This window comes from Sorangium sp. So ce1504 (genome assembly GCF_051521635.1).
Taxonomy (GTDB): Bacteria; Myxococcota_A; Polyangia; order Polyangiales; family Polyangiaceae; genus Sorangium; species Sorangium cellulosum_B.
In genome coordinates this window covers 12,204,109-12,224,357 of record NZ_CP150365.1, presented here as the reverse complement: position 1 = coordinate 12,224,357, position 20,249 = coordinate 12,204,109, and the positions used below count along the sequence as shown (strand labels likewise).

Sequence of the window (20,249 nt, the reverse complement as noted above, 5' to 3'; positions counted from 1 at the left end):
TCACACCTCACGTTGTATTGCCAAGGAGGACGCGTTGGTGCTCAGGCGGTCATCGGGCGCGCCCCTGCGCTTCAGCGCATAGGCGATTCCGCTCTGCAGGGTGCCGCAGGTGACGAGCCCTCGGAGCTCGGTGCCCAGGTCGACGAGCGCCTGCGCGACGACGGGGCGGACGCCGGTCAATACGACGTCGGCGCCGAGCAGCCTCGCCGCCTGCGCCACGCGGATCAGCGCGGCGGCCACCTCTCCGTCCACGGCCTTCACGCCCGTGATATCGAGTATCGCCACCGCCGCGCGCCGCTCGCCGAGCGCGTTCAGGAGCGTCTCCAGGATCTGCTGCGCGCGCTCCCGGTCGATCGCCCCGATGAGGGGCATCGCGATCACGCCGTCGGCGATCGGGATGAGCGGCGTGCCGAGCTCCCGGAGCGCCGCCTGCTGCGCCTGGATCACCCGCATCTGGGCGAGCGTCTCCTCCTCGTACCGGAGCTGCTCCGTGATGTCCCTGAAGAACGCCGCCATGCCCGTCGGCTCCCCCGCCGGGCCCAGGACCACGAAGGCGCTGGTCTGCCCCATCCACTCGCTCCCGTCGGAGCGCCGGACCTTGAGGACGCCGCGCCACGCGCCGTCCTTCATCAGGATCGGCAAGACCTCGTTGGAGAGCTGGCGGAAGCTCTCGGGTGAATAGAAGTCGTTCAGTCCGCAGCCGACCGCGCCGTCGCCGAAGCCGCTCATCGCCTTGAAGGCGGGGTTGGCATAGACGACCTGCCCGCTCATGGACGTGAGGGTTATGCCATCGAGTGCATTGTCAATCAGCCTCTTGGACACACCGAGCTCTTCGGCCTGGCGGCGCTGCTCCACCTCCGTGTCCTTTCGACCTGTGATGTCCTGGCTCACGCTCAAGACCTGGCGCGGCGCGCCAGCGCTGTCGCGCGCGAGGACGATCTCGCGCCGCGTGACCCAGCACCAGGACCCGTCCGCCCTGCGCAGCCGATACGCGAACTCCGCCGCGGCGCTCTCGACGCCATCCCCAGCGTGATCGAGCTGCTCGCGAGCCCGGGTCTGGTCGTCGGGGTGCGCCAGCGCCACGAACGCGTCGAGGCCCGCGAGGTCCGCATCGTCCGTCGGGTATCCGAGCTCACCAGCCAGAGAGCGGTTCTCGTACAGCATGCGCCGCTCGACCGGATCGTGGACGGACAGCAGGTACGGCACCGCCTTCAGCACCGCGTTCGCGCGGCCCAGCTCGTCGCGCAGATCCCGCTCGTTCTGCTCGAGCCGGGACACACGAGCGCGGAGGGCGGCTAGCTCGGCATGATGCGATTGAAGCACCGTGTCGTGAGGATCCATGATCACCCCTCATGCGGACTGCTGACGGCGGTCAGGCGGTGGCGGTGGGCACCTCGCCTCCACCAGCGACGTTACACCTGAAATGCTGCCTTGGACAGCATCAATCTACCCGTGGGCACCATCACAGTCCGGGCAGCATGGCTCGCCGATCCATCGCGTCGCCGTGAAGATGTTTTCTGCGCTACTCGATCGATTGCGCGGTCGAGCGCGGTCCATCGCTTGGTTGCCCGCGTCTTCGACGGAGCGGGCGGGCGCCTGGCGAAGCTGGGTGTGCCGCATAACCAACGTCGCAATCGTGCGCTCGTCGCGCGCACATGGTCAGAAGACGCCTGATACATAGAGCCATCCGTGTGACGCAGTCGTTCCCTGTGCGCCATTCAGCGCACCGCGCCGCCGTGCTGCGACTCCTCGTCGAGGCGAGCGTGGAGGACGAGCGGATAGCGAGGCGCTGGCGCCGCGCGCCGGCCGCCGCGGCGAGGCCAGGGCGTCCCGATCAGGATCTCGCTCTGAACGGTATGGCGGTAGAGCAGCGCCGCATAAGCAGAGAGCAGGGTGACGAAGCGCGTCGCGCCCGAGCCCCGGCGCACGCGGTCGAGCTCCAGGGCGAGCCGAGGCGGCAGCTCTCGCGACGCCGACGCGCGACATCGCGAAGGCGCGAAGGCGCGGGCGGGCGTGGGCGATCCGTGGCGAGATGGAGCGCGGAAAGCCCGCGCGGCAGCTCCCCTGGTGCGTGGGATAGACGAGCCTGTGTCGCGTGAGCGCGCATGATCGAACCTACCCGTTGAACTGCAGAGGACGATGCGTGGGAGCTCAGACGGTCATCGAGCGTGCCTTGCGCTTCAGCGCGTAGGCGATACCACTTTGCAGGGTGCCGCAGGTGACGAGCCCTCTGAGCTCGGTGCCAAGATCGACGAGCGCCTGCGCGACGACGGGGCGGACGCCGGTCAATACGACGTCGGCGCCGAGCAGCCTCGCCGCTTGCGCGACGCGGACCAGCGCGGCGGCCACCTCTCCGTCCACGGCCTTCACGCCGGTGATATCGAGTATCGCCACCGCGGCTTGCTTCTCGCCGAGGGCGTTCAGGAGCGTCTCCAGGATCTGCTGCGCGCGCTCCCGGTCGATCGTTCCGATGAGGGGCATCGCGATCACGCCGTCGGCGATCGGGATGAGCGGCGTGCCGAGCTCCCGGAGCGCCGCCTGCTGCGCCTGGATCACCCGCATCTGGGCGAGCGTCTCCTCCTCGTACCGGAGCTGCTCGGTGATGTCCCTGAAGAACGCCGCCATGCCCGTCGGCTCGCCCGCCGGGCCCACGACCACGAAGGCGCTGGTCTGCCCCATCCACTCGCTCCCGTCGGGGCGCCGGATCTTGAGGACGCCGCGCCATGCGCCGTCCTTCATCAGGGCTGGCAAGACCTCGTTGGAGAGCTGGCGGAAGCTCTCGGGAGCATAGAAGTCGGTCAGCCCGCAGCCGACCGCGCCGTCGCCGAAGCCGCTCATCGCCTTGAAGGCGGTGTTGGCGTAGACGACCTGCCCGCTCATGGACGTCAATGTGATGCCATCTAGCGCATTGTCAATCAACGTCTTCGAGACGCCGAGCTCTTCGGCCTGGCGGCGCTGTTCCACCTCCATGTCCTTTCGACCTGTGATGTCCTGGACTACACTCATGACCTGGCGCGGCTTGCCAGCGCCGTCGCGCGCGAGGACGATCTCGCGCCTCGTGACCCAGCACCACGACCCGTCGGCCTTGCGCAGCCGATACGCGAGCTCCTCCGAGTCGCTCGCCTGGCCTTCTCCCGCGTGATCGAGCTGCTCGCGAGCCCGGGTCTGGTCGTCGGGGTGCGCGAGCGTCACGAACGCATCGAGGCCGGCGAGGCCGGCGAGGCCCGCTTCGTCCGCCGCATATCCGAGCTCGCCGGCCAGCGAGCGGTTCTCGTAGAGCTTTCGCTGCTCGACCGGATCGTGGACGCAGAGCAGGTACGGAATTGCCTGTAGCACGGCGTTCGTACGGCTGAGCTCGGCACGCAGATCCCGCTCGATCTGCTCTAGCCTGGACACACGAGCGCGCAGGGCGGCAAGCTCACCATGGTGCGATTGGAGAACCGTCTCGTGAGGTTCCATCGATTTCCCCCGATGCTGGCTGCTGGCAAAGGTCAGGCGGCGGCGGTGGACACCGCGCCTCCACCAGCGACGTTACACCTGATGAGCCGCCTTAGACAGCATCAATCTCAGCAGGAATACCGTCACAGTGGGGACAGCATGGCTTGCTGCTCGATACTGTCACAGCGAGGACGTTTGCTGCCCTCATTGATTTATTGTGAGGCACGGCGCTTCGTCGAATGCTTGGCTGCGCGCGTCTCCGACGGAGCGGACGCGTGCGTGGCGCGGCTCGGTATGACGGATGCCCAGCGTCGCAATCGTGCACTCGTCGCATGCACAGGGTCAGAAGACGCCTGATTCGGAGGCCACCCGTGTGGCGCTGTCATTCCCTGTGCGCCATTCTGGGCACCGCACCGCCGTGCTGCGGGATAGCGACGATCCGCCGGGCGAGCTCGCGCCGACTCGCTACGGCGCCTCGCCACACCGCCGCGAGGCCAGGCGGGACGGTAGCGGCGACCAGGCGCTCGCCCCCGAGGTCGGCGATGGGGCGGATCACGATACCGGGCCGGCGCCTTGAGAGCGTCGCGCCTCTAATCGAGGAAGCCCATCGAGACGGCTGCGGAACCGGGCTTGCCCGAGTTCGCGTTCAGATCGCCGGCACCCCCGCCGTCACCAGGGATGCCGAATTTGATCGGAGAGTCGGGTTCGACGTTAGGGCCTTGGTCGACGGTATGTGCCACCGCGAGTGAGTGTCCTCCGTGGCCTCCACCGCCCCGGCCCCCGTTGCCGCCCTTCCCGCCATCGCCGCCACGGCAGCCTGGCTGCGATCCGGCCCTGTTGCCTCCGCCAGTGCCACCGTACCCACCCACGCCGCCGTACTGGCCATCCCCGCCCCGTCCACCGTTTCCGCCACGACCCGTGATGACGCTGGTTTTACTTACGCGGACGCTGGCGTGGTAAGACAGAATCCCGATGCTGGATCCGCCTGGGCCACCGCCCCTCCCAGGCTCGCCGCCGCAGCCGCCAGCACCGCCGGAACCGCCAGAAGCTCCGCCCTGTGCTGCTCCTGCGCCGCAGTACGCTGAACCGCCACGCGAGCCGCCTCCACCGCCGCCCCCGTAACCGTGCTTCCCTGCCTGACCATCTTCGCCTGCGCCACCTTCCAGTCCCGTGTCTGTGACCCGACCGGGCCCTGATGCGCCGTTCCCGTTCGCGCCGTCATCCCCCGCCAGCCCGCCCCTCCCCTCTGTGCAGGACAGGATGGCTTGCCCAGCTCCACCCAGACCGTGGCTCATCGGATTCGTGATTGGCAGAGGGGAACCACTTTCCCCGTCGCCACCATCATCGTTTGTGCCGATACCACCCATCCCCCCCGACGAGATGCCATCGTCACACGAGGTTGTGACTCGCGCCCCTCCCGTCACCGTATCGGCAGAGCACGCCACCTCTCCCGGGTTCCCTGGTGCCCCCTCTTGTGCTGCATCGACGCCTCCATCCGCGCCAGGAGCTCCATCTGCACCGTCCCCGGCTACGACCTCGCTCAAGCGCAGCTGTACCGTCACTCCCGGCAGGGCGCGCATGGCAATGGAGGCGCCGCCCGGCACGGTGGCATCTTGTGCGATCATACGGATTCTCGTCAGCGTCGTGATCACGCCGGCCTCGGGCGAGGGCTCCGCCGCCTGGTCCACGACGGTGAGCGGAATCCGGTTCGGACCTGGCGCAATCGTGGTGAGCTCGCCGAGTGGATGCAACGGCCAATGACTTGGCAGACCGCGGCAGTCGAGACCTCCCCACACGTCCATTCCTGCCGGCACACGGACTTCGACAGAGAATGTGTCGGCGCATGCGTACACCCGCATGCCACGCTCGCGGGCAAGCTCGAACGCCCGCGCAAACGTTTTTACCGGCAGATTCGGCGTGCCAGGCCCAACATCATCGCCTTTGTCTGCCACATACACGCCCTCGCAGTCGACCGGACGATCGGCGTTGCCGGGATCCGCGTTGCAGGACTCCACCGGCGCGCATGTGAGGGTCTCCTCGCAACGTTCCCACACCCCCGATTCGCTACCGCATCCGAGCGCCGCGCTCCCGTTGAACAAAGCGACTCCGAACAGCAAAGGCCGAGCACCCAGCGCGCGGAAGCCCGATTCCCATCTCGTCATCTCATCCCACATGGCGCCCCCTACTGCAGCTCATGAGAGTCTGGGTCGTTCGGATCGATGGCCGCAAACGGCAGGAACTCGGCCGCCACGCCATCGTCGCCCTTGCTCTCCGTGACATTCGGATCGCCGCCGTCCCCTCCCTCCCCAGCAGTTCCAAGGAGAAACGTCGCCTGGACGTTCTCGCGCGTAACCTCCGCGGTCTCCAGATACGCGATGGCTACCGAATGACCGCCGAGCCCGCCGCCTGCGCCACCGCCGGGCCCCCCGTTGCCGCCGTCGCCTCCGCGGCATCCCGCGAGCGCTCCGGGCACGCCTCCGCCTCCCTCACCGCCGGGAGCTCCGCTTCCTCCTGGCAGTCCCGCCCCTCCCGCGCCGCCCCGACCGCCGCGGCCGGTCTGAAGGGTCGATCCGCGGATGGTGACCTTCGAACCTCTTGTGACGATGCCAGCGCTCACTCCTCCGGAGAAACCGCCTGTTCCCTGCTTGCCGCCACAACCGCCGGAACCACCCGAGCCGCCGAACGCCCCCCCGACCGGCCCGGCGCCACAGGCGGTCGCACCGCCGCGCGAACCGCCACCACCGCCGCCGCCCTGACCCGGGCGTCCGAGCGTCCCGTCCTGCCCCTTGCCCAGCGTGCGGACCCATCCCACAACGCCAGGAAGCCTTGCCCCCTGACCGTGCACCCCCGCGGCACCGTCGAGGCCGCGCTGGCCGTCGGTGCACGCCATGCTTCCCTGCTGACCAACACCCCCGGTGCCGGCGCCCGTCGGGTTCGGGTCGGGGAGCGGCTCCCCATAACCTGCGTTGAAGCCCTCATCGGGCAGACCGGGACCGCCTTGGCCGCTGACCGAGGTTTCGTCGTCACACTCCGTCGTGACCTCTCGGGTTGCAGGCACGTCATCGACCGTGCACGCGTCGGCTCCCGCGTGTCCAGGCCGCCCATCGGCCGCCGCTGCGTCCTCCGCCGGAGCTCCGGGCTCACCGTCGGCTCCGTCACCTGCGACGATGCGGCTGTCGATCACCTCGATCTCGCTGCCAGCGGAGAGATAGATCCCGATCGAGTTGCCGCCCGGCATCGCGCCCCGTCCTGTGATGACTTCGCTCGCAACGAGCTTGAGCTCGGCCTCATCGCGCACAGCGACGATTCCGATCGAGCACGCTTCTGTTCGGTCCACCTCGTTACCATCGGGCGCCACGATCCGCAGGTTCGCGAGCGTGATTCCCCGCCCTCCGAACGTCACGACTTCGCGCTCGGGCTGCTTCGGGGCGATGACGGTCTTCGCATCGGCACCGAGGTGCTGCCAGCCGTTCGTGCAGTCGAACCCGCCCCAGATGCTGGTGTCGTAGAACCAGATACGTTCGTCGAAGGTTTCAGCGCAAGCGTAGACATGGTGGGGGTGACTGCCCGCCTCCACGAGCTCGAGGGCCTTGCTCAGTGTCTTCAGCGGCTTCGCGCGCGTTCCTGGATTCGCGTCGTCGCCGAGACTTGCGCTGACGAATAGGCCGCACCCATCTTGCGGAGGCTTCACCGTGGGGTCGTCGACACAGATGGGATCCTCGTGACCGGAGGAACACCCGTACACGAGAGAAGCGATTCCGAACCCGAGCGCGATAGGCACCAAGGTGGCCACAGCCACCCGGCGTCGACCTTTCGATGAGGTATCCATGCTCCGAAGCTCCACGTTCGTCACCACACACCCGCCATCATAAGCCCCATGCGCTGCCCGCTCACCGTGGGTACCACACGCACCCCATCGCTGGACGGTGAGGTTCGGTCCACGAGCAGAGACACGAGCGTCAGCGCACCGATCGCGCCTCCCGACGCCAGGGTCACCCATCCGGCTTTCGTCAGGAGATCGCGCTTCTCTTGCAGGTCGCGCAGCTCCGAGCACGCGCGCGGTGCGCTCGGGCGGGCACATCGGCTCGCGTCCTCGTCTGCGCCACGCAGCGCGGTAGCTCGATCGTGGAGATCGTCCTCGGTGTAGGCACTCCAGATCAGCAACCCGCCGCCGGCTGCCATGGTTGCCCCCGCCACCACCGCGCCGCCGATGCGCAGCGTCGACGCGGTGGTGGATGGCGCCACGGACGACGCCTGCGCTCCTCGCGCGGAGCTCTTGGTTGAGGTTCCCTTCGCAGGGGTGCCCGGCGCTGCGGCGCGCGGTACCTGCAGCGAGATGGTCGTCGGCTTCCCGGCCTGCGCGTCGAACGACGCGAACGCCTCCTCATGGCCCGCCAACCTGGCCCGCACCATGTGCTGACCGGGCTCCAGGAATAGCCTGTAGGTCCGCGCAGGCGCGCTGATGGGCTTGCCGTCGATGAGCACCTCCGCGTCCGGCGGGTCGACAGACAGGTAGAGGGTCGCGACATGCGACGCTGCCTTGCGCTGCCCGGCCTCGAACCGCAGCTGTAGTTCAAGGGGCAGGACGTTGCGCTGCTCGAGACTCCAGGCGAGATGCTCGGCAGCATCACGGTACTTGCGCAGCTCGAGCTCACAAAGGCCGAGCTCTCCGGCGATCTCCGCGCGCTCCTTCTCCGTGTTCGACGCCGGGTCTGTCGCATCGAGCGCCGCATTGTAGGCCGCGTATGCCTCGGTCCACCGACCTGCGTCACGGGCTCTCTGCGCACGGCGTACATGGTCCTTCACCGTCGAGCTGCCGCTTCGCTCCAGCGTCGAATAGATGTCCTCGGCGCTGGCGGGGCTCGTGTAGACACCAGCGGCGCCAAGCATCAGGCAGAATAACAACGAAGGCGCAACGTCACGCATGCGCGGAACGTACTTACGCCCGGCGCGCGGCGTCAACGGCGACAAATTCGAAGGGAAAGAACGTTTTGCCAGGCAAAGATCGGCCCGACGACGCAAAGGCGCCCGTCGCCCCTCCGCGCAGTGGAGTTGCCCAGGTACGCACATCACAAAGCGTACATTATCCTACCAAAGTTGACCGACCCTTCTCTTTCTTGAACCCTTCCGGCCAGCTCAGGGGTGCTACCAGCTGTGGGCAAGCCAGCACGAACTCCCCCCCACTTCGAGCGCTTCCGCCGCCTCATCAGGCGGCTCGGTGTCCCCGCGCGACACGCCGAGGACCTCGCGCAGGAAGCGCTTCTACGGGACTGGGAGGCGAGAGGGCGGCTCGAGACGGGCGTGGATCCAGCGCCGTACTCGGTCACCATCGCTCTGAACCTCGCCCGCAGGCACCTACGGGACGCGAGCCGTCGGGGTGAGATCCTGACCCCGTTCGACGAGCACGACTTCCGAGGGGACCAACCGAGCCCGGAAGCCTTGCTCCGGAGGCAGGAGCGGGAAGCCGTCATGCGCGACCTGATCGAGCAGGTCGACCCCAAGTACCACGACCTCTTGGTCGAGCACGAGCTCGAGGAGAGGTCGCTCGCCGAGCTGGGGCTCAAGCTGGACACCGTGAGGAGCCAGCACCGCAGGGCACGCGAGCAGCTGGACGAGGCGAAGCGGCGCTGGATGGCGCAGCAAGAATTCCGGGGCTGGGACAAGGTGCCCTGCGTTCCGGTGGCGTTCGGCCTGTTCCGTCGCCCGCGGTGGACGACCGCGCTGCACCTGCAGAAGGTCGGGGCGAAGGTCTTCGCGCAGGCGGCGCTCGTCGTGCTGGCAGGCGCCGTCGTCGCAACAGCTCCACGCTCGTCAAGCTCGGCCAGTACGACCCCGCGGTTACGGCCGGCAGCGATCCACGCGGGTGCGGCCACGCCCCCGCAGCAGCACACCGCGCCGCCCCTCGACGAGCCAGACGCACGCCGCGCGGTCGCCACGGCCTCGCCCCTGGTGCAGGGCGGCATCCCAGCACCCGGCGAGAATGCACCGGTCGCGATGAACGGCAAGCCTGCTTCACCGGCCGCAACAGCTGCGCGTTCCTCGCCGCCCGTCCGCGCCGTACGCACGGTCGCGAGCGAGCGCGAGAAGGACCTGATCCTCCAGGCGCGCAAGGCCATCGAAGCCTACAACGCCAGGGCTGACGTCGAGGCGCGACGCCTGCTCGACATGCACGCCATGGAGTTCCCTCGGGGTCAGCTGGCCCGGGAGCGCGAGGCGCTGCTGCTGCAACTTCGCTGAATCCGCGGCGGCCCTGGAGACAGATAGCCAGCGGTGGAGGCGGCGGGGTTCTTGAGCGACGTCAGGCCGAGATCCGCCCTGCGCCGGGCCAGGAGAATGAGCAGGTCCATGACACGCAAGGAAGCTGTGGCGGAGCATAGGCGCACGTCCCGTCGAGTCGAGATGGGTGCGCCCCCGGCAGTGCACGTTCCCTTCGAGGCCATCATGCGCCACTCGAGGATGATCCATGCGGTGTTGCGCCAGTTCGGCGTGCCCGCTCGCGACCAGCCCGATGTGATGCAGGAGATCTTCCTGTCCGCCTGGCGCAGCGTCGAAGGCGGAGGATTTCGGCCCCGTCCGGAGGTGCCGCCGAAGAAGGCTCTACAGAGCTGGCTCTTCGCTGTTAGTTGGCACCATGTCTTCCATTATCGGGAACGCCTGCACCGGTGGCACAGGGAGCTTGCGGCGTTCGCGGCTCCAGGGATAGCGAGGCATGTACCCTCGCCCTTCGGCCAGATCGAGGCCCGGATGGCGCTTCGTTGCCTGGAGCGGCTCAAGCCCGAGATCCGTGCCGTGTTCGCGGGCACCGCCGTGGGCAATACCGCTGAGGAGATCGCAGCAGAGCTTGGTGCGCATCCAGGCACGACGAACAAGCGGCTGCGCCGTGGGCGAAAGCAGTTACGGAGGCTCCTCCGCTGAACGAGGTGTGGACGTAGCGCGCCGTCGCCGCGCACGCCCGCGATGGCCATCAGTCGGACTCCTCGGCGGACCATCAGCCAGCCTGAGCGTCAACAGCGCGACGCGGCCGCGCAGTACGCGGCGAGGCGCTCGCGCGGCACCGGGGGGCGCGCGCCGAGGCGGCCGAAGTTGTCGATGAGCAGCTCGAGGCAGCTGTTGACCACCCGCTCGCCGACGCCGAGCGCCGTGGCGTGGACCCGCTCGACGCCACACGCCACGGCCCACAGCGCGGCCGCGGTTCGGGGACCGTGGCAGGGCGCACGCCCACGCCGCGGCGGACCCGACGAGCAGCCCGGTGTCGCGATGCCACGACTCCGCATCTAAATGACCGATCGTGATTCTTGAACAACATCACGCTGCCCGCTGAAGAATGGCCCCGGCGCCGGTAATGCCTCCCCGGACGGCGGCGGCGCCGATTGACCGGGGCGTGGCTCGCTCGATATTTGGATCAGGATGCGGGGTGCTCGCCGGCCCCGGCTATCGGAGCCAGGCGGCGCGGGCTCGCCCGGCAAGCCGTAGGGGGCAACCATGGCGTTCTGGGATCACATCGCGAGGGTGACGGGATCGGCGATCAACCCGGTGCTGGACAGGCTGAAGAACGTCGCCCGTGACGTGTTCCAGGATCCCGTCATCGGCCCTGTCGTCCCCCACCTGCTATTCCCTCTCAAGAACCCACCCGAGTTGTTTCAGTGGTTCGCCGATCTCGCCATCGCTTCGGTCGCGGCGGGACTGTCGCCGGCGGCGGCCGCCTTGATCGCCAGCTACTTCCAGTTCCTCGAGGTCCAGGCGAGCGGGAAGCTTAAGGCAATCCCCGAGCCGCTGCGCGGATGGCTGCAGCCGCACTACGGCGTGGACCTCGGGAACGTCTACTACGCCGAGAACATCAACACGATCCATGGGCAGGCCATCACGGTCGAGCGCCACATCTACTTCCCGCGGTCCATCGATCTGAACGACTGTGGAGACATCAAGTGGCTGATCCACGAGCTCCAGCACTGCGAGCAATATCGCGTCCTCGGCGGACATGTCCAGTTCATGGTCAAGTACATCTCCCAAGTGGCCGCCGACCTCCCCGCCATCATCGCGCGCCTGGCACAGACCGGCTCCTTCAGCTCCGAGGAGGCTCACGACCGGCTAGGGCTCGAGGCCGAGGCCATCCAGAAGGCGAGCACGATCGGCCCCGGCATCTGCCAGAAGGTCGCCGGCGGACCTCCGCTCACGCCCATCCCGGCTCCGACCACGAGGTTCTTGCTGCAGACGGGGACCGTCCTGCACGAGACCCACGTGGATTTCGACTTCCTCCTGGCCCCCAACCAGGATCTGTTCGCGATCAAGAAGCAGGGAACTGGGACGGGTACGACCGAGGTGCACGTCCTCTCCGCCGCGAGCAACTACCAGCAGTTCATCCTCCAGACCGGCACGGCGCTGCACCCCACCGACGACACCTTTGCGTTCGCCATCGCGCCGAACCGCGACATCTTCGCAATCAAGAAGCAGGGAACCGGGACGGGCACGACCGAGGTGCACGTCCTCTCCGCCGCGAGCAACTACCAGCAGTTCAGCCTGCAAACCGGGACGGCGCTGCACCCCACGGACCGCAACTGGGCCTTCGCCGTCGCCCCGAACCGCGACGTCTTCGTCATCAAGAAGCAGGCAACCGGAACGAACTCCACCGAGGTGCACGTCCTCTCCGCCGCGAGCAACTACCAGCAGTTCAGCCTGCAAACCGGGACGAGGCTCCACCCCACAGACGACAACTGGGCCTTCGCCCTCGCCGCGAACCGAGATGTCTTCGCGATTAAGAAGGAAGGCGGAGGGACCAACACGACCGAGGTCCACGTGCTGGCCGCCGCCAGCAACTACCAGGAGTTCACTCTCCAGACTGGCACGGTGCTCCACCCGACCGGGAGCAACTTCGCCTTCGCGATCGCGGCCCAGAGGGATCTGTTCGCCATCAAGAAGAACGCGACGGGCACGAATTCCACGGAGGTGCACATCGTGGATCTCCCGTAGCCGGGCCGCGAGTCCCGCCGGCCGGCGTCGCCGCTTGGCGCCGGCCACGGGCGCACTGCGGAAAGCCGTCCGCCGCGGCGGCGCACGCGGTGGTCCTTCACCGACCCGACGCGGGACACGATGATCACCGACAGACGCGTCGCCCCGCGTATCTCACGCGACCAAGCGCAGCCCTCACCTCGCCTCAAACCCCGCGCGGGAAGTCGCCCAGCGGCGGGAAGCGCGGGTCCTCCGTCGGATCGGGCGACGGCGGCTCCGGCTGCTCCGGCCCCGGATCCCCCGGGTTCGGCGGGAGCGGGGCATCCTCGTCGTCGCCGGGAATGTCCGTCTTCGCGAGCTCATCCTTGTCGTCGTTCATGACGGCCTTCCACTGCAATTTTCAAACCGCATCACACGCACGACCGCTCGACCCACCGCTTGACGCCCCCGCCCGGCCCCCCTGATCTGCGGCCAGCGTGCTCTCGATCCGCCACGACCCCTTCCCGCTGGAGGCCGCCCGCGACCTGCTCGGCATCGTGCGCGCGCTCTACGCCGAGGCGCGTACCCGCGGGGCGAGCGTGGCAGATCTCCACGCCATCGCCGCGGTCGGCGACGACCTCCGGCAAGCGATCGCCCTCGCCGAGGCCCATCCGCCCGGCACGCTCGGCTTCTCGTCGGCCTGGGCCCGCGCCGAGCGCGCGGCGGGCCGCGTCGGCGAGCTCGCGGACGCCGTCGCGCCCGCTGCGCCCATCGTCCGCGCCGCCCTGGCGCGCGTCGGCGGGGGCAACGTCACCCCCGGCGGGTGAGCGCCCCCGCGATCGGATGGTCCGGCGCGACGGGCCAGGCGAGCGCGCGCGACGCGGCCGCGCAGTACGCGGCGAGGCGCTCGCGCGGCACCGGGGGGCGCGCGCCCAGGCGGCCGAGGTTGTCGACGAGCAGCTCCAGGCAGGTGTTGCCCGTCCGCTCCCCGACGCCCAGCGCCGTGGCGTGGACCCGCTCGACGCCGCTCGCCACCGCCCAGAGCGCGGCCGCGAGGCCGAGCCCGCGATCGTTGTGGCCGTGCCAGTCGAGCTCGATCCCGGTCGCCCCCAGCGCGCCCAGCTCCCGCCGGGCGAACGCGACGAGCGCCTCGACCCCCGGCGGGGTGACATGGCCGGTCGTGTCGCAAAGGCAGAGGCGCGCCGCGCCGGCGTCGACGGCGGCGCGGAAGAGCGTGCGGAGCATGTCGGGCGGCGAGCGGGTCGCGTCCTCCGCGACGAGGCAGAAGGGCAGGCCGGCCGCCGCGGCCGCCCGCCCGGCCTCGTCCACGCTGCGGGCCAGGAAGTCAGGCCCCCACCCCTCGACGAAGTGCCGGATCGGCGAGCTGCCGATGAACGCGTAGACCATGATCGGCGCCCCGGCGCGCTCGGCCACGCGGGCGACCTCCTCGACGTCCGCGGCCAGGGTGCGCGCGGCCGCGGTCAGGCCGAGCGGCAGGCGGGACGCGACGATCTCCCGGACGAGCAGGCACGCGTCGTCGAACTGCCGCGGCCCGGCCGCCGGGATGCCGAGGTTCACGACGTCGACGCCGACGCTCGCCATCGCGTGGAGGAGCTCGATCTTGCGCGCGCGCGGCGGGTTCACCGTGGAGACGCCCTGGATGCCGTCGCGCAGCGTCTCGTCGAGCACCTCGACGGGCCGGGCTCCCCGGTCGAAGGGCAGCCACGCCTCGCCCTCGGCGCGCGCGGCGCCCCACGCGTCGGCCACCAGGCCGCCAGGGGGCGGCTGAAGGCCACCGCGGGGCGGCTGCAGGCCACCGCGGGGCGGCCGCAGCCCGCCGGTGCCGGGGGGCGACAGCTGCCCGCCGAAGCCGGGGGGCGACAGCAGCTCACCGGGGCGCGGCGGGCGCTCCCCCGGCGCGGGCTCTGCGCGGTTCCAGTCGAAGGGGGCCGCGGCGCCGGGATCCCGGCCGTCGGCGCTCATGCGCTGCATCTCATCTCGAAGGGGGCTCTCGGCGTGGCGCGGGCGCGGCGCACCGCGTCGATCCGCGCTGGGGGAAAGGTTACTTCATGTCGGCCGCCGGAGCAGGTCCCAGCAGCGCTCGGCGAGCGCCGCGCCCCGCGCCGCGAGTGCATCGAGCCCGCGCCAGGCGCCCACACCCGCAGGACCGGACCACCGCGCCCGCCGGCGGGAGCGGCTTTCCGCGCGGAGAGCGGCAGCGTAAAAAGCTGACCAAGGAGCAACTTGCTGCTCCGGGACACTTACCTGGGCAACGGCGACGGGATGCTGTCCACGCCGCCGGTCGACGTGCCCATCGACGGCGTGGCGCAGCTCGCCGGGGGGCTACCAGCACACGTGCGCGCTGAAGGCGACCGGCGAGATCCTCTGCTGGGGCGAGAACGCCGACGGGCAGCTCGGCGTGGGCCAAGGGGCCAGCGACCAGCCTTCGCCGGTCACGGTCAAGTTCGAGCCCTGAGCGAGAGCGGCGCTCGTGACAGGCGCCTTGTCGGGCGCGGCGCCCGTCGTGGCGCCGCGCCTCGAGCTCCGCTGACGGCGCGCGCCTCGCCTGGGCGGCGAGCCGCCGCGCAGCAGCCCTCTCCGCACGCTCCTCCCGAAGTTGACTGGAGCTCGCGGAGGGCCGGTCCACGGCCCGTCCTCGCGCCGGGTGAGCCCTTGTCTCCGCGCGCAGCGTGACATGTCACGGATCGACCGTGACATGTTACGAATCGATCGTGACATGTCACGGATCGATCGTGACATGTCACGCCAGCGCCGCTGCGACCGCGCCCCCGGCGCCGCCAAGCGCACGCCGCCCACGCTGCGCGACAGCCGCCTTCGCGAAGCCTGCACAAGGACCCTGGCAGGGCGACGGCCACCTCGGGGATGGCACACAGGGTGCACTGATGCGCCGATGCGCCGGCGAGCCGGAGCTCGCGAGCGCGCCTGCAGCTTCGCGGCGAGACACCTCGGCCGCGCCGGAAGCCGAACGCCGAGCTTCCATTCACGCGTCCTGTCGTGAACCAGGAGGAGCACCCAATGATCACTCGACGGAAGTTGTTGACGGGCGCCGGAGCGCTCGCCGCCGCGGCGGCATTGCCGCGTGAACCTGCCTGGGCCGATGGCCCTTCAGGAGAGGAGTGGGCCCCTTATCCTAACGTGGCCACGTGGGGCGGCCCGAAGAAGATCCTCGAAATCTTCCTCTACGGAGGGCTCTCTCCATGGGAAACGTTCCACGTCGAGCAGCGCGGCGAGGTGTATTCTGGTGGCCTGCTCGACGCGTTCAATGAGACGTCGATCTCCGGCTGCGGCGGCTCAGGGAACGGAACGAACTCCCAGACCAAGGGGGGGATGCTGTGGAGCCCCGCGACGTCCCCGCTCTGGAGTCGACCCGACCTCCTCGCCCGCACGCGCGTCGTCACGATGACGCACGAGTTCACCGCGCACCCCGTGGCGATCCCGTATGCCCTCACCGGGCGGCGCTTCGGCGATAGCCGCGCGGCCAGCCTCGGCGCGGCGATGAAGCGCCGCTACCCCGAACAGCACACCTCCTACGTCCTCATGCCCCCGAGCTCGCGCTTCTTCCCCGGGGATGCCTCCGCGTTCGACGCGTGGCTCGCGGTCGGCATGCACGGCTCCGCGACGCGGCCCGTGATCGTCCCCATGAGCGCCGCCGCGAGCGACATGGCAGCCTGGGCAGCGCGGAGCAACGTCGTTCCGGGGAGCGACGCGCTGAATCAAGTTTATGCCGGTCTCTACGAGGCCGGCCTCGACGGATCCCGGTCGCGCGGGTTCGACGCCTACGCGGCCGCGCTCGACAGCTTGCCCGGGAGCCCGGACCTCGTGCCGGTGTTCAACTCGAGCCTCCGCACCGAGGGTCCCACGGCAGTGCATTGCTCGACGAACTCCCCCAGCCCCGGACCCGCCGTGGGATCACCGCTCAACACCACGAAGGCGAGCCTCGACATGGCGGCGTGGCTCTTCAACACGAAGGGCACGCGCTACGTGGGCATGGTCGACGTCGGGATCGGCACCGACACCGCGGCGGCGTACGACGGGCACGGGCACACCGCGGGCGTGACGTTCGGCAACCTGTACAACCTCCTGAAGGAGCTGAGCCGGGTGACGAGCTCGACGACGCCGGAATCGGAACGCATCAGCATCAACGACACGCTGATCATCCTCAACACGGAGTTCGGTCGCACCATCGAGCCGGACCAGCCCGCTGGCCGCAACCACTACGGTCGAGGCTACGTGGTCGTGCTGCTCGGCGGTCCGATCCAGCCCACGGTCTCGGGGGAGCCCAGGCGGATCGGCAGCTTCGATTGGATGACCGGGGCCCCCCTCGGCAGCTACACGGCCGCCAACCTCGCGTGCGTGGCCCTGACGGCCGCAGGCATCGATCCGCACGTCACGGACAACTTCGCGGTCGGCGAGCTGCCGCCGGGGCCTCCCTACGAGGCACCGTTTTTTCAGGCGTGAGAGGAGACACCATGAACCCGAAGACCATCTCATCGAGGCGGCGCCGAGCCGCCTGGCTGCTCGCCGGCAGCTTGCTCGCGGCGTGCAGCGGGTCCGACACGCTGGAGTCTCCGCTCGGCGTGGGTCAATCGGCGCTCGCGCCGGATCCCACTCCCCCTGGAGGGGAGGACGCCGGGGACGCGGCCTGGGTCGAGCAGGTCGTCCCGGCGCTCCTCGGGAGGCCCGTCCGCAGCTTCGGCGAGCTCAAGTTCCTCACGGTGATGACCGCGCGCGTCGGCCGCGCCCGCCTCGCCGAGGCGCTCATGAACGAGCCGGCCTTCGTCGACCGCTGGACGGGCGTGCTGCTCGATCGCCTGCGCGTGGACCGCGAGGGGGATCACAGCCAGGCAGACTGCTTCTCCCAGCCGCTCTTGCCCACGGACGCCGCCAGGAAGACCGCGGCGAAGATCGTCCTCCATACGGACCGCGCCGGCGCCGACCCGGCGCTGTCCGTCGCGGGCGAGCCCAACGCGCCGGCCTCACCAGGCACGTACAACATGGCCGACGTCGTGCGCGGCTCCCTCCTCATCGACAACGTCTTCCCGGCGTACCGCGGGTTCGTCTTCGCGCTGATCCGTAACTCGGGCAACGCCGGCGAGGACGCGGTGATCGGCCAGCGCCAGGTCGCGGAGCATTTCACGCAGGTCTATTCGAACAAATCCATGACCTGCCTGAACTGCCACCGGTCGGAATTTTCCTGTTCGCCGTCGAAGTTCACGCCAGGATACAGCTGGGCGGCAGGGCAGGAGCGCCGCGTCTTCTCCGCGCTCGATCCGTGGACGAGCCCGCCGATGGACGCCGACTGGATAGAGTCGTTTCGCTACACGAGCGGCTCGATCGCCCCGTTCGCGGGCTGGAGCAAGGCGGCGTGCGGCGGTTTCGCGAGCGACACGTCGGCCGCCGCGACGAACGGGTCCGGCCTCCTGCTCCCCCCCGAGGACAACGCGACCGTGTGGTCGCTCGACGACCGGCTGAAGGAGGGCTACCTCGCGCTGCGCGAGTCGTACAAGACAGGCGCGCTCGACACGGGCTCGGGGTTCGCGAACGAGGGGCGCACGCTCGGCGCGTACTGGCTCGCGGCCGCCTTCGCCAACGACATCTGGAGGGAGATCTTCGGCGCGCCCCTCACCATCGCCAACTTCGTATCTCGCAACACCGACGAACAGAAGAGGCTCTGGAACCTCGCCGAGCACCACGTCGTCGGGCGGGACTGGTCTCTCAAGGGACTGCTCACGGAGATCGTCACGTCGCCGTATTTCAACCGCACGCCGGCCTCCGTGGAGAACATGCCCAAGGTCTTCGAGCCGTTCATCGACGCTCCGACCAACGATTACGTGGGCGACGCCGTTCATCGCCGCTCCGCTGACCTGCTCTTCCGGATGAAGGCGTCGGCGCTCGGCTGGAACCTGCCGGTCACCCACTTCCCCGCGGCGACAACGTACCCGACCCGCTCCGACGCGGCCGCGATGGGGCTCCACCTCTCGCGCCTCAGCCTGGCCAGCCCGACCTCGTCGCAGTTCTCCATGCTCGGGTGGGAGGCCTCCGGCGGCCGCTGCGAACGGCCGCCGGCGCTCACCCGCGACTGGATCGACGCGCTCTCGGATCGCGCCAGGACAGGCGGCGTCACGGTGCGCGGCGCGGTCGAGGCGCTGCGCTTCCGGCTCCTCGGACGAGGCCTCTCGACCGACGCCGCCGAGGCGACCGCGCTCGCGACGTTCCTGGGCAAGGCGCTGACCACGACGTTCACCACGGCGTACCCGACGGCGTCGGACGGCAACGAGGCCCTCAGGGATCTCTGCGAGGTGTTCGTCAAGACCCCGCAGTTCATGCTGGAGGGCGTCCCGCACGGCCTCGGCGCCGCGGCGACGGACTTCGATTCACCGCCTCAGCTCCAGGTGGGTGACATGGGGCCCGGCGGCGCGCTGGTGACGGACACGCCCAGCGACGCTTGCGAGAGCTGGCTCGACCAGGCAAACACGTTCGACGGCATCTCGGTCAACTGCGCGAACGAGTCGTTCCCTCCGGCCATCGACTGGTCGGTCATCTGCCCGAAGGGCGGCTGCATTTACATCGACAAGATCCGGTTCCGACCGCCGTGGCCGTGGCCGTGCCTCACGTGCGCGTTCCCAGGAGACTGGTACACGACACGTCCGCCGCCCATCGATCCGCGAGCGACGCACGTCCGCTCGATACCCATGCAGCCGGCGCGGGGCGGGGTGTTCCTGGCCTGGGCCAAGGACGCGCAGATCGTGGGGGTGAGCGGGCAGGCGCGGATCGTCCGCGCGAGCTCGCAGATCGAGACGGCCATTGTCGGCAAGTCGCTCCAGGTCGGCGACAGCCTGGAGCTCTGGCCGGGAGACACGTTCCAGCTCGTCACCCCGAGCGGGGAGGTGTTCAAGAGCCCCACGGGCGGCATGCCCAACATCCCGAACCAGACCACGTGGCTCTTCATGGCCACGGGGCCCGAGGGGCTGCCCGACCCCGTGGAGATGACGCCGACCACCATCGATCTGCCCGCGGCGATGAACGTCAGCAGGGCGATGCGCGACGCCGCCCGCAACGAAGAGCCGGGTTCGGTCTCGCTCATCCACGAGGTCACGTCGCCGTCGGGCAACTCGAGCTTCATCGATCATCCGGAGCTCAACGGGAAGCCGAACCGCATCGTCCTCGTGTCGCCCCTCGAGGGCACGATCACCACCAACAACCATTTCGTGGGCGCCTGGTACAGCGCGTCCCAGCAGAAATGGGCCGTGTACAACGAGGACCTCACCGTGATGCCGGCGGGCGCGCGGTTCGCCGTCCGCGCCATGTCGCCGAGCAACAGCGTGTTCGTGCACCAGGTCGCGGCCGGCAACGTCGGGGGCAACTTCACGTACATTGATCATCCGTCGCTGAACGGGCGCCCCCACGTCGCCCCTCAGGTGAGCCACATCTACAACCCGCAGGGGGCGCCGGGCGTCTACAACAACCATCCGGTGGGGGTCTATTACAACGTGGGTATCCAGCGGTGGGCCATCTACAACGAGGACCTCGCCGCGCTGCCGATGGGGGCATCGTTCGCGGTGAAGCTGGGCGGATACCACACCGTGGTATCGAGCGCGGCGACGCGGAGCGGCAGCGCCCTCGTCATCGACGATCCGAACACGAACGGCGTGCCTGACGCGCGCCTGTTCTTCACGCATGTCAACCGAGCGCCGGACGGGGTGATCAAGTACCATACGAAATGGAGCGTCCTGCGCTACAACACGACGCTCGCGAAGTGGACGATCGTCAACCTCGACGGCACCACCGTCGCAGACGACCTGGCCTTCAACGTGCACCGCGGTTACTGAGGTCCGCCTTCGCGGCGGGGCGGGCTCCCGGGCCCG

General features: G+C 69.3%; 15 protein-coding genes. 7 read left to right on the top strand and 8 right to left on the bottom strand.

Features of this window, described 5'->3' with window-relative positions:
- The 5 genes from WMF39_RS46070 to WMF39_RS46050 form a co-directional block, all read right to left on the bottom strand.
- Positions 1-1,341, bottom strand: a complete 1,341-nt coding sequence (locus tag WMF39_RS46070; RefSeq protein WP_437742776.1) for a PAS domain S-box protein — start codon at positions 1,339-1,341, stop codon at positions 1-3.
- Between the two features lie 377 nt (positions 1,342-1,718).
- On the bottom strand, positions 1,719-1,928 hold the full coding sequence (locus tag WMF39_RS46065) for a hypothetical protein (protein ID WP_437742775.1): 210 nt from the start codon (positions 1,926-1,928) through the stop codon (positions 1,719-1,721).
- A 223-nt stretch (positions 1,929-2,151) separates the two neighbouring features.
- Positions 2,152-3,336, bottom strand: a complete 1,185-nt coding sequence (locus WMF39_RS46060) for a PAS domain S-box protein (protein ID WP_437742774.1) — start codon at positions 3,334-3,336, stop codon at positions 2,152-2,154.
- A 2,284-nt stretch (positions 3,337-5,620) separates the two neighbouring features.
- Complete coding sequence (locus WMF39_RS46055; protein ID WP_437742773.1) at positions 5,621-7,291, bottom strand: hypothetical protein; 1,671 nt, start codon at positions 7,289-7,291, stop codon at positions 5,621-5,623.
- Positions 7,288-8,364: a hypothetical protein gene (locus WMF39_RS46050; RefSeq protein ID WP_437742772.1), complete on the bottom strand. Its 1,077-nt coding sequence runs from the start codon at positions 8,362-8,364 to the stop codon at positions 7,288-7,290. The genes WMF39_RS46055 and WMF39_RS46050 overlap by 4 nt, the downstream gene beginning before the upstream one ends.
- A gap of 216 nt (positions 8,365-8,580) precedes the next feature.
- Here WMF39_RS46050 and WMF39_RS46045 point away from each other — a divergent pair, with 216 nt between their 5' ends.
- Together WMF39_RS46045 and WMF39_RS46040 are read left to right on the top strand one after the other, a co-directional pair.
- Entirely contained in the window at positions 8,581-9,675 is a 1,095-nt protein-coding gene (locus WMF39_RS46045) for a sigma-70 family RNA polymerase sigma factor (protein ID WP_437742771.1), read from the top strand.
- Between the two features lie 108 nt (positions 9,676-9,783).
- Positions 9,784-10,353, top strand: a complete 570-nt coding sequence (locus tag WMF39_RS46040) for an RNA polymerase sigma factor (RefSeq protein ID WP_437742770.1) — start codon at positions 9,784-9,786, stop codon at positions 10,351-10,353.
- Between the two features lie 89 nt (positions 10,354-10,442).
- On the opposite strand, the gene WMF39_RS46035 is transcribed toward WMF39_RS46040, so the two are convergent.
- The gene (locus WMF39_RS46035) at positions 10,443-10,610 is read right to left on the bottom strand and encodes a hypothetical protein (protein WP_437742769.1); all 168 of its coding nucleotides are present in this window, start codon (positions 10,608-10,610) and stop codon (positions 10,443-10,445) included.
- Between the two features lie 310 nt (positions 10,611-10,920).
- Between WMF39_RS46035 and WMF39_RS46030 the strand changes: the two genes are divergently transcribed.
- The gene (locus WMF39_RS46030) at positions 10,921-12,405 is read left to right on the top strand and encodes an eCIS core domain-containing protein (protein WP_437742768.1); all 1,485 of its coding nucleotides are present in this window, start codon (positions 10,921-10,923) and stop codon (positions 12,403-12,405) included.
- 184 nt (positions 12,406-12,589) lie between these two features.
- On the opposite strand, the gene WMF39_RS46025 is transcribed toward WMF39_RS46030, so the two are convergent.
- Entirely contained in the window at positions 12,590-12,763 is a 174-nt protein-coding gene (locus WMF39_RS46025; RefSeq protein ID WP_437547347.1) for a hypothetical protein, read from the bottom strand.
- A gap of 97 nt (positions 12,764-12,860) precedes the next feature.
- On the opposite strand from WMF39_RS46025, the gene WMF39_RS46020 reads away from it, so the two are divergent.
- Positions 12,861-13,190 (top strand): hypothetical protein, encoded by a 330-nt coding sequence (locus WMF39_RS46020; protein ID WP_437742767.1) that lies wholly within the window; start codon positions 12,861-12,863, stop codon positions 13,188-13,190.
- Here the strand turns inward: WMF39_RS46020 and WMF39_RS46015 are convergent.
- Entirely contained in the window at positions 13,174-14,346 is a 1,173-nt protein-coding gene (locus WMF39_RS46015) for a 2-isopropylmalate synthase (protein ID WP_437742766.1), read from the bottom strand. The two genes, WMF39_RS46020 and WMF39_RS46015, sit on opposite strands and share 17 nt — an antisense overlap.
- A gap of 379 nt (positions 14,347-14,725) precedes the next feature.
- On the opposite strand from WMF39_RS46015, the gene WMF39_RS46010 reads away from it, so the two are divergent.
- The 3 genes from WMF39_RS46010 to WMF39_RS46000 all read left to right on the top strand — a co-directional run bounded on the left by WMF39_RS46010 (position 14,726) and on the right by WMF39_RS46000 (position 20,213).
- Positions 14,726-14,839, top strand: a complete 114-nt coding sequence (locus tag WMF39_RS46010; RefSeq protein WP_437748122.1) for a hypothetical protein — start codon at positions 14,726-14,728, stop codon at positions 14,837-14,839.
- Positions 14,840-15,399: 560 nt separating this feature from the next.
- Positions 15,400-16,842, top strand: a complete 1,443-nt coding sequence (locus tag WMF39_RS46005) for a DUF1501 domain-containing protein (RefSeq protein ID WP_437742765.1) — start codon at positions 15,400-15,402, stop codon at positions 16,840-16,842.
- Positions 16,843-16,853: 11 nt separating this feature from the next.
- Complete coding sequence (locus tag WMF39_RS46000) at positions 16,854-20,213, top strand: DUF7452 domain-containing protein (RefSeq protein WP_437742764.1); 3,360 nt, start codon at positions 16,854-16,856, stop codon at positions 20,211-20,213.
- Positions 20,214-20,249: the final 36 nt, after the last annotated feature.

Excerpts from the sequence above, each read along its gene's own strand:
- WMF39_RS46000 (WP_437742764.1), top strand. The coding sequence starts at position 16,854 with ATGAACCCGAAGACCATCTCATCGAGGCGGCGCCGAGCCGCCTGGCTG.
- WMF39_RS46015 (WP_437742766.1), bottom strand. The coding sequence starts at position 14,346 with ATGAGCGCCGACGGCCGGGATCCCGGCGCCGCGGCCCCCTTCGACTGG.
- WMF39_RS46070 (WP_437742776.1), bottom strand. The coding sequence starts at position 1,341 with ATGGATCCTCACGACACGGTGCTTCAATCGCATCATGCCGAGCTAGCC.
- WMF39_RS46030 (WP_437742768.1), top strand. The coding sequence starts at position 10,921 with ATGGCGTTCTGGGATCACATCGCGAGGGTGACGGGATCGGCGATCAAC.
- WMF39_RS46025 (WP_437547347.1), bottom strand. The coding sequence starts at position 12,763 with ATGAACGACGACAAGGATGAGCTCGCGAAGACGGACATTCCCGGCGAC.
- WMF39_RS46040 (WP_437742770.1), top strand. The coding sequence starts at position 9,784 with ATGACACGCAAGGAAGCTGTGGCGGAGCATAGGCGCACGTCCCGTCGA.
- WMF39_RS46005 (WP_437742765.1), top strand. The coding sequence starts at position 15,400 with ATGATCACTCGACGGAAGTTGTTGACGGGCGCCGGAGCGCTCGCCGCC.
- WMF39_RS46050 (WP_437742772.1), bottom strand. The coding sequence starts at position 8,364 with ATGCGTGACGTTGCGCCTTCGTTGTTATTCTGCCTGATGCTTGGCGCC.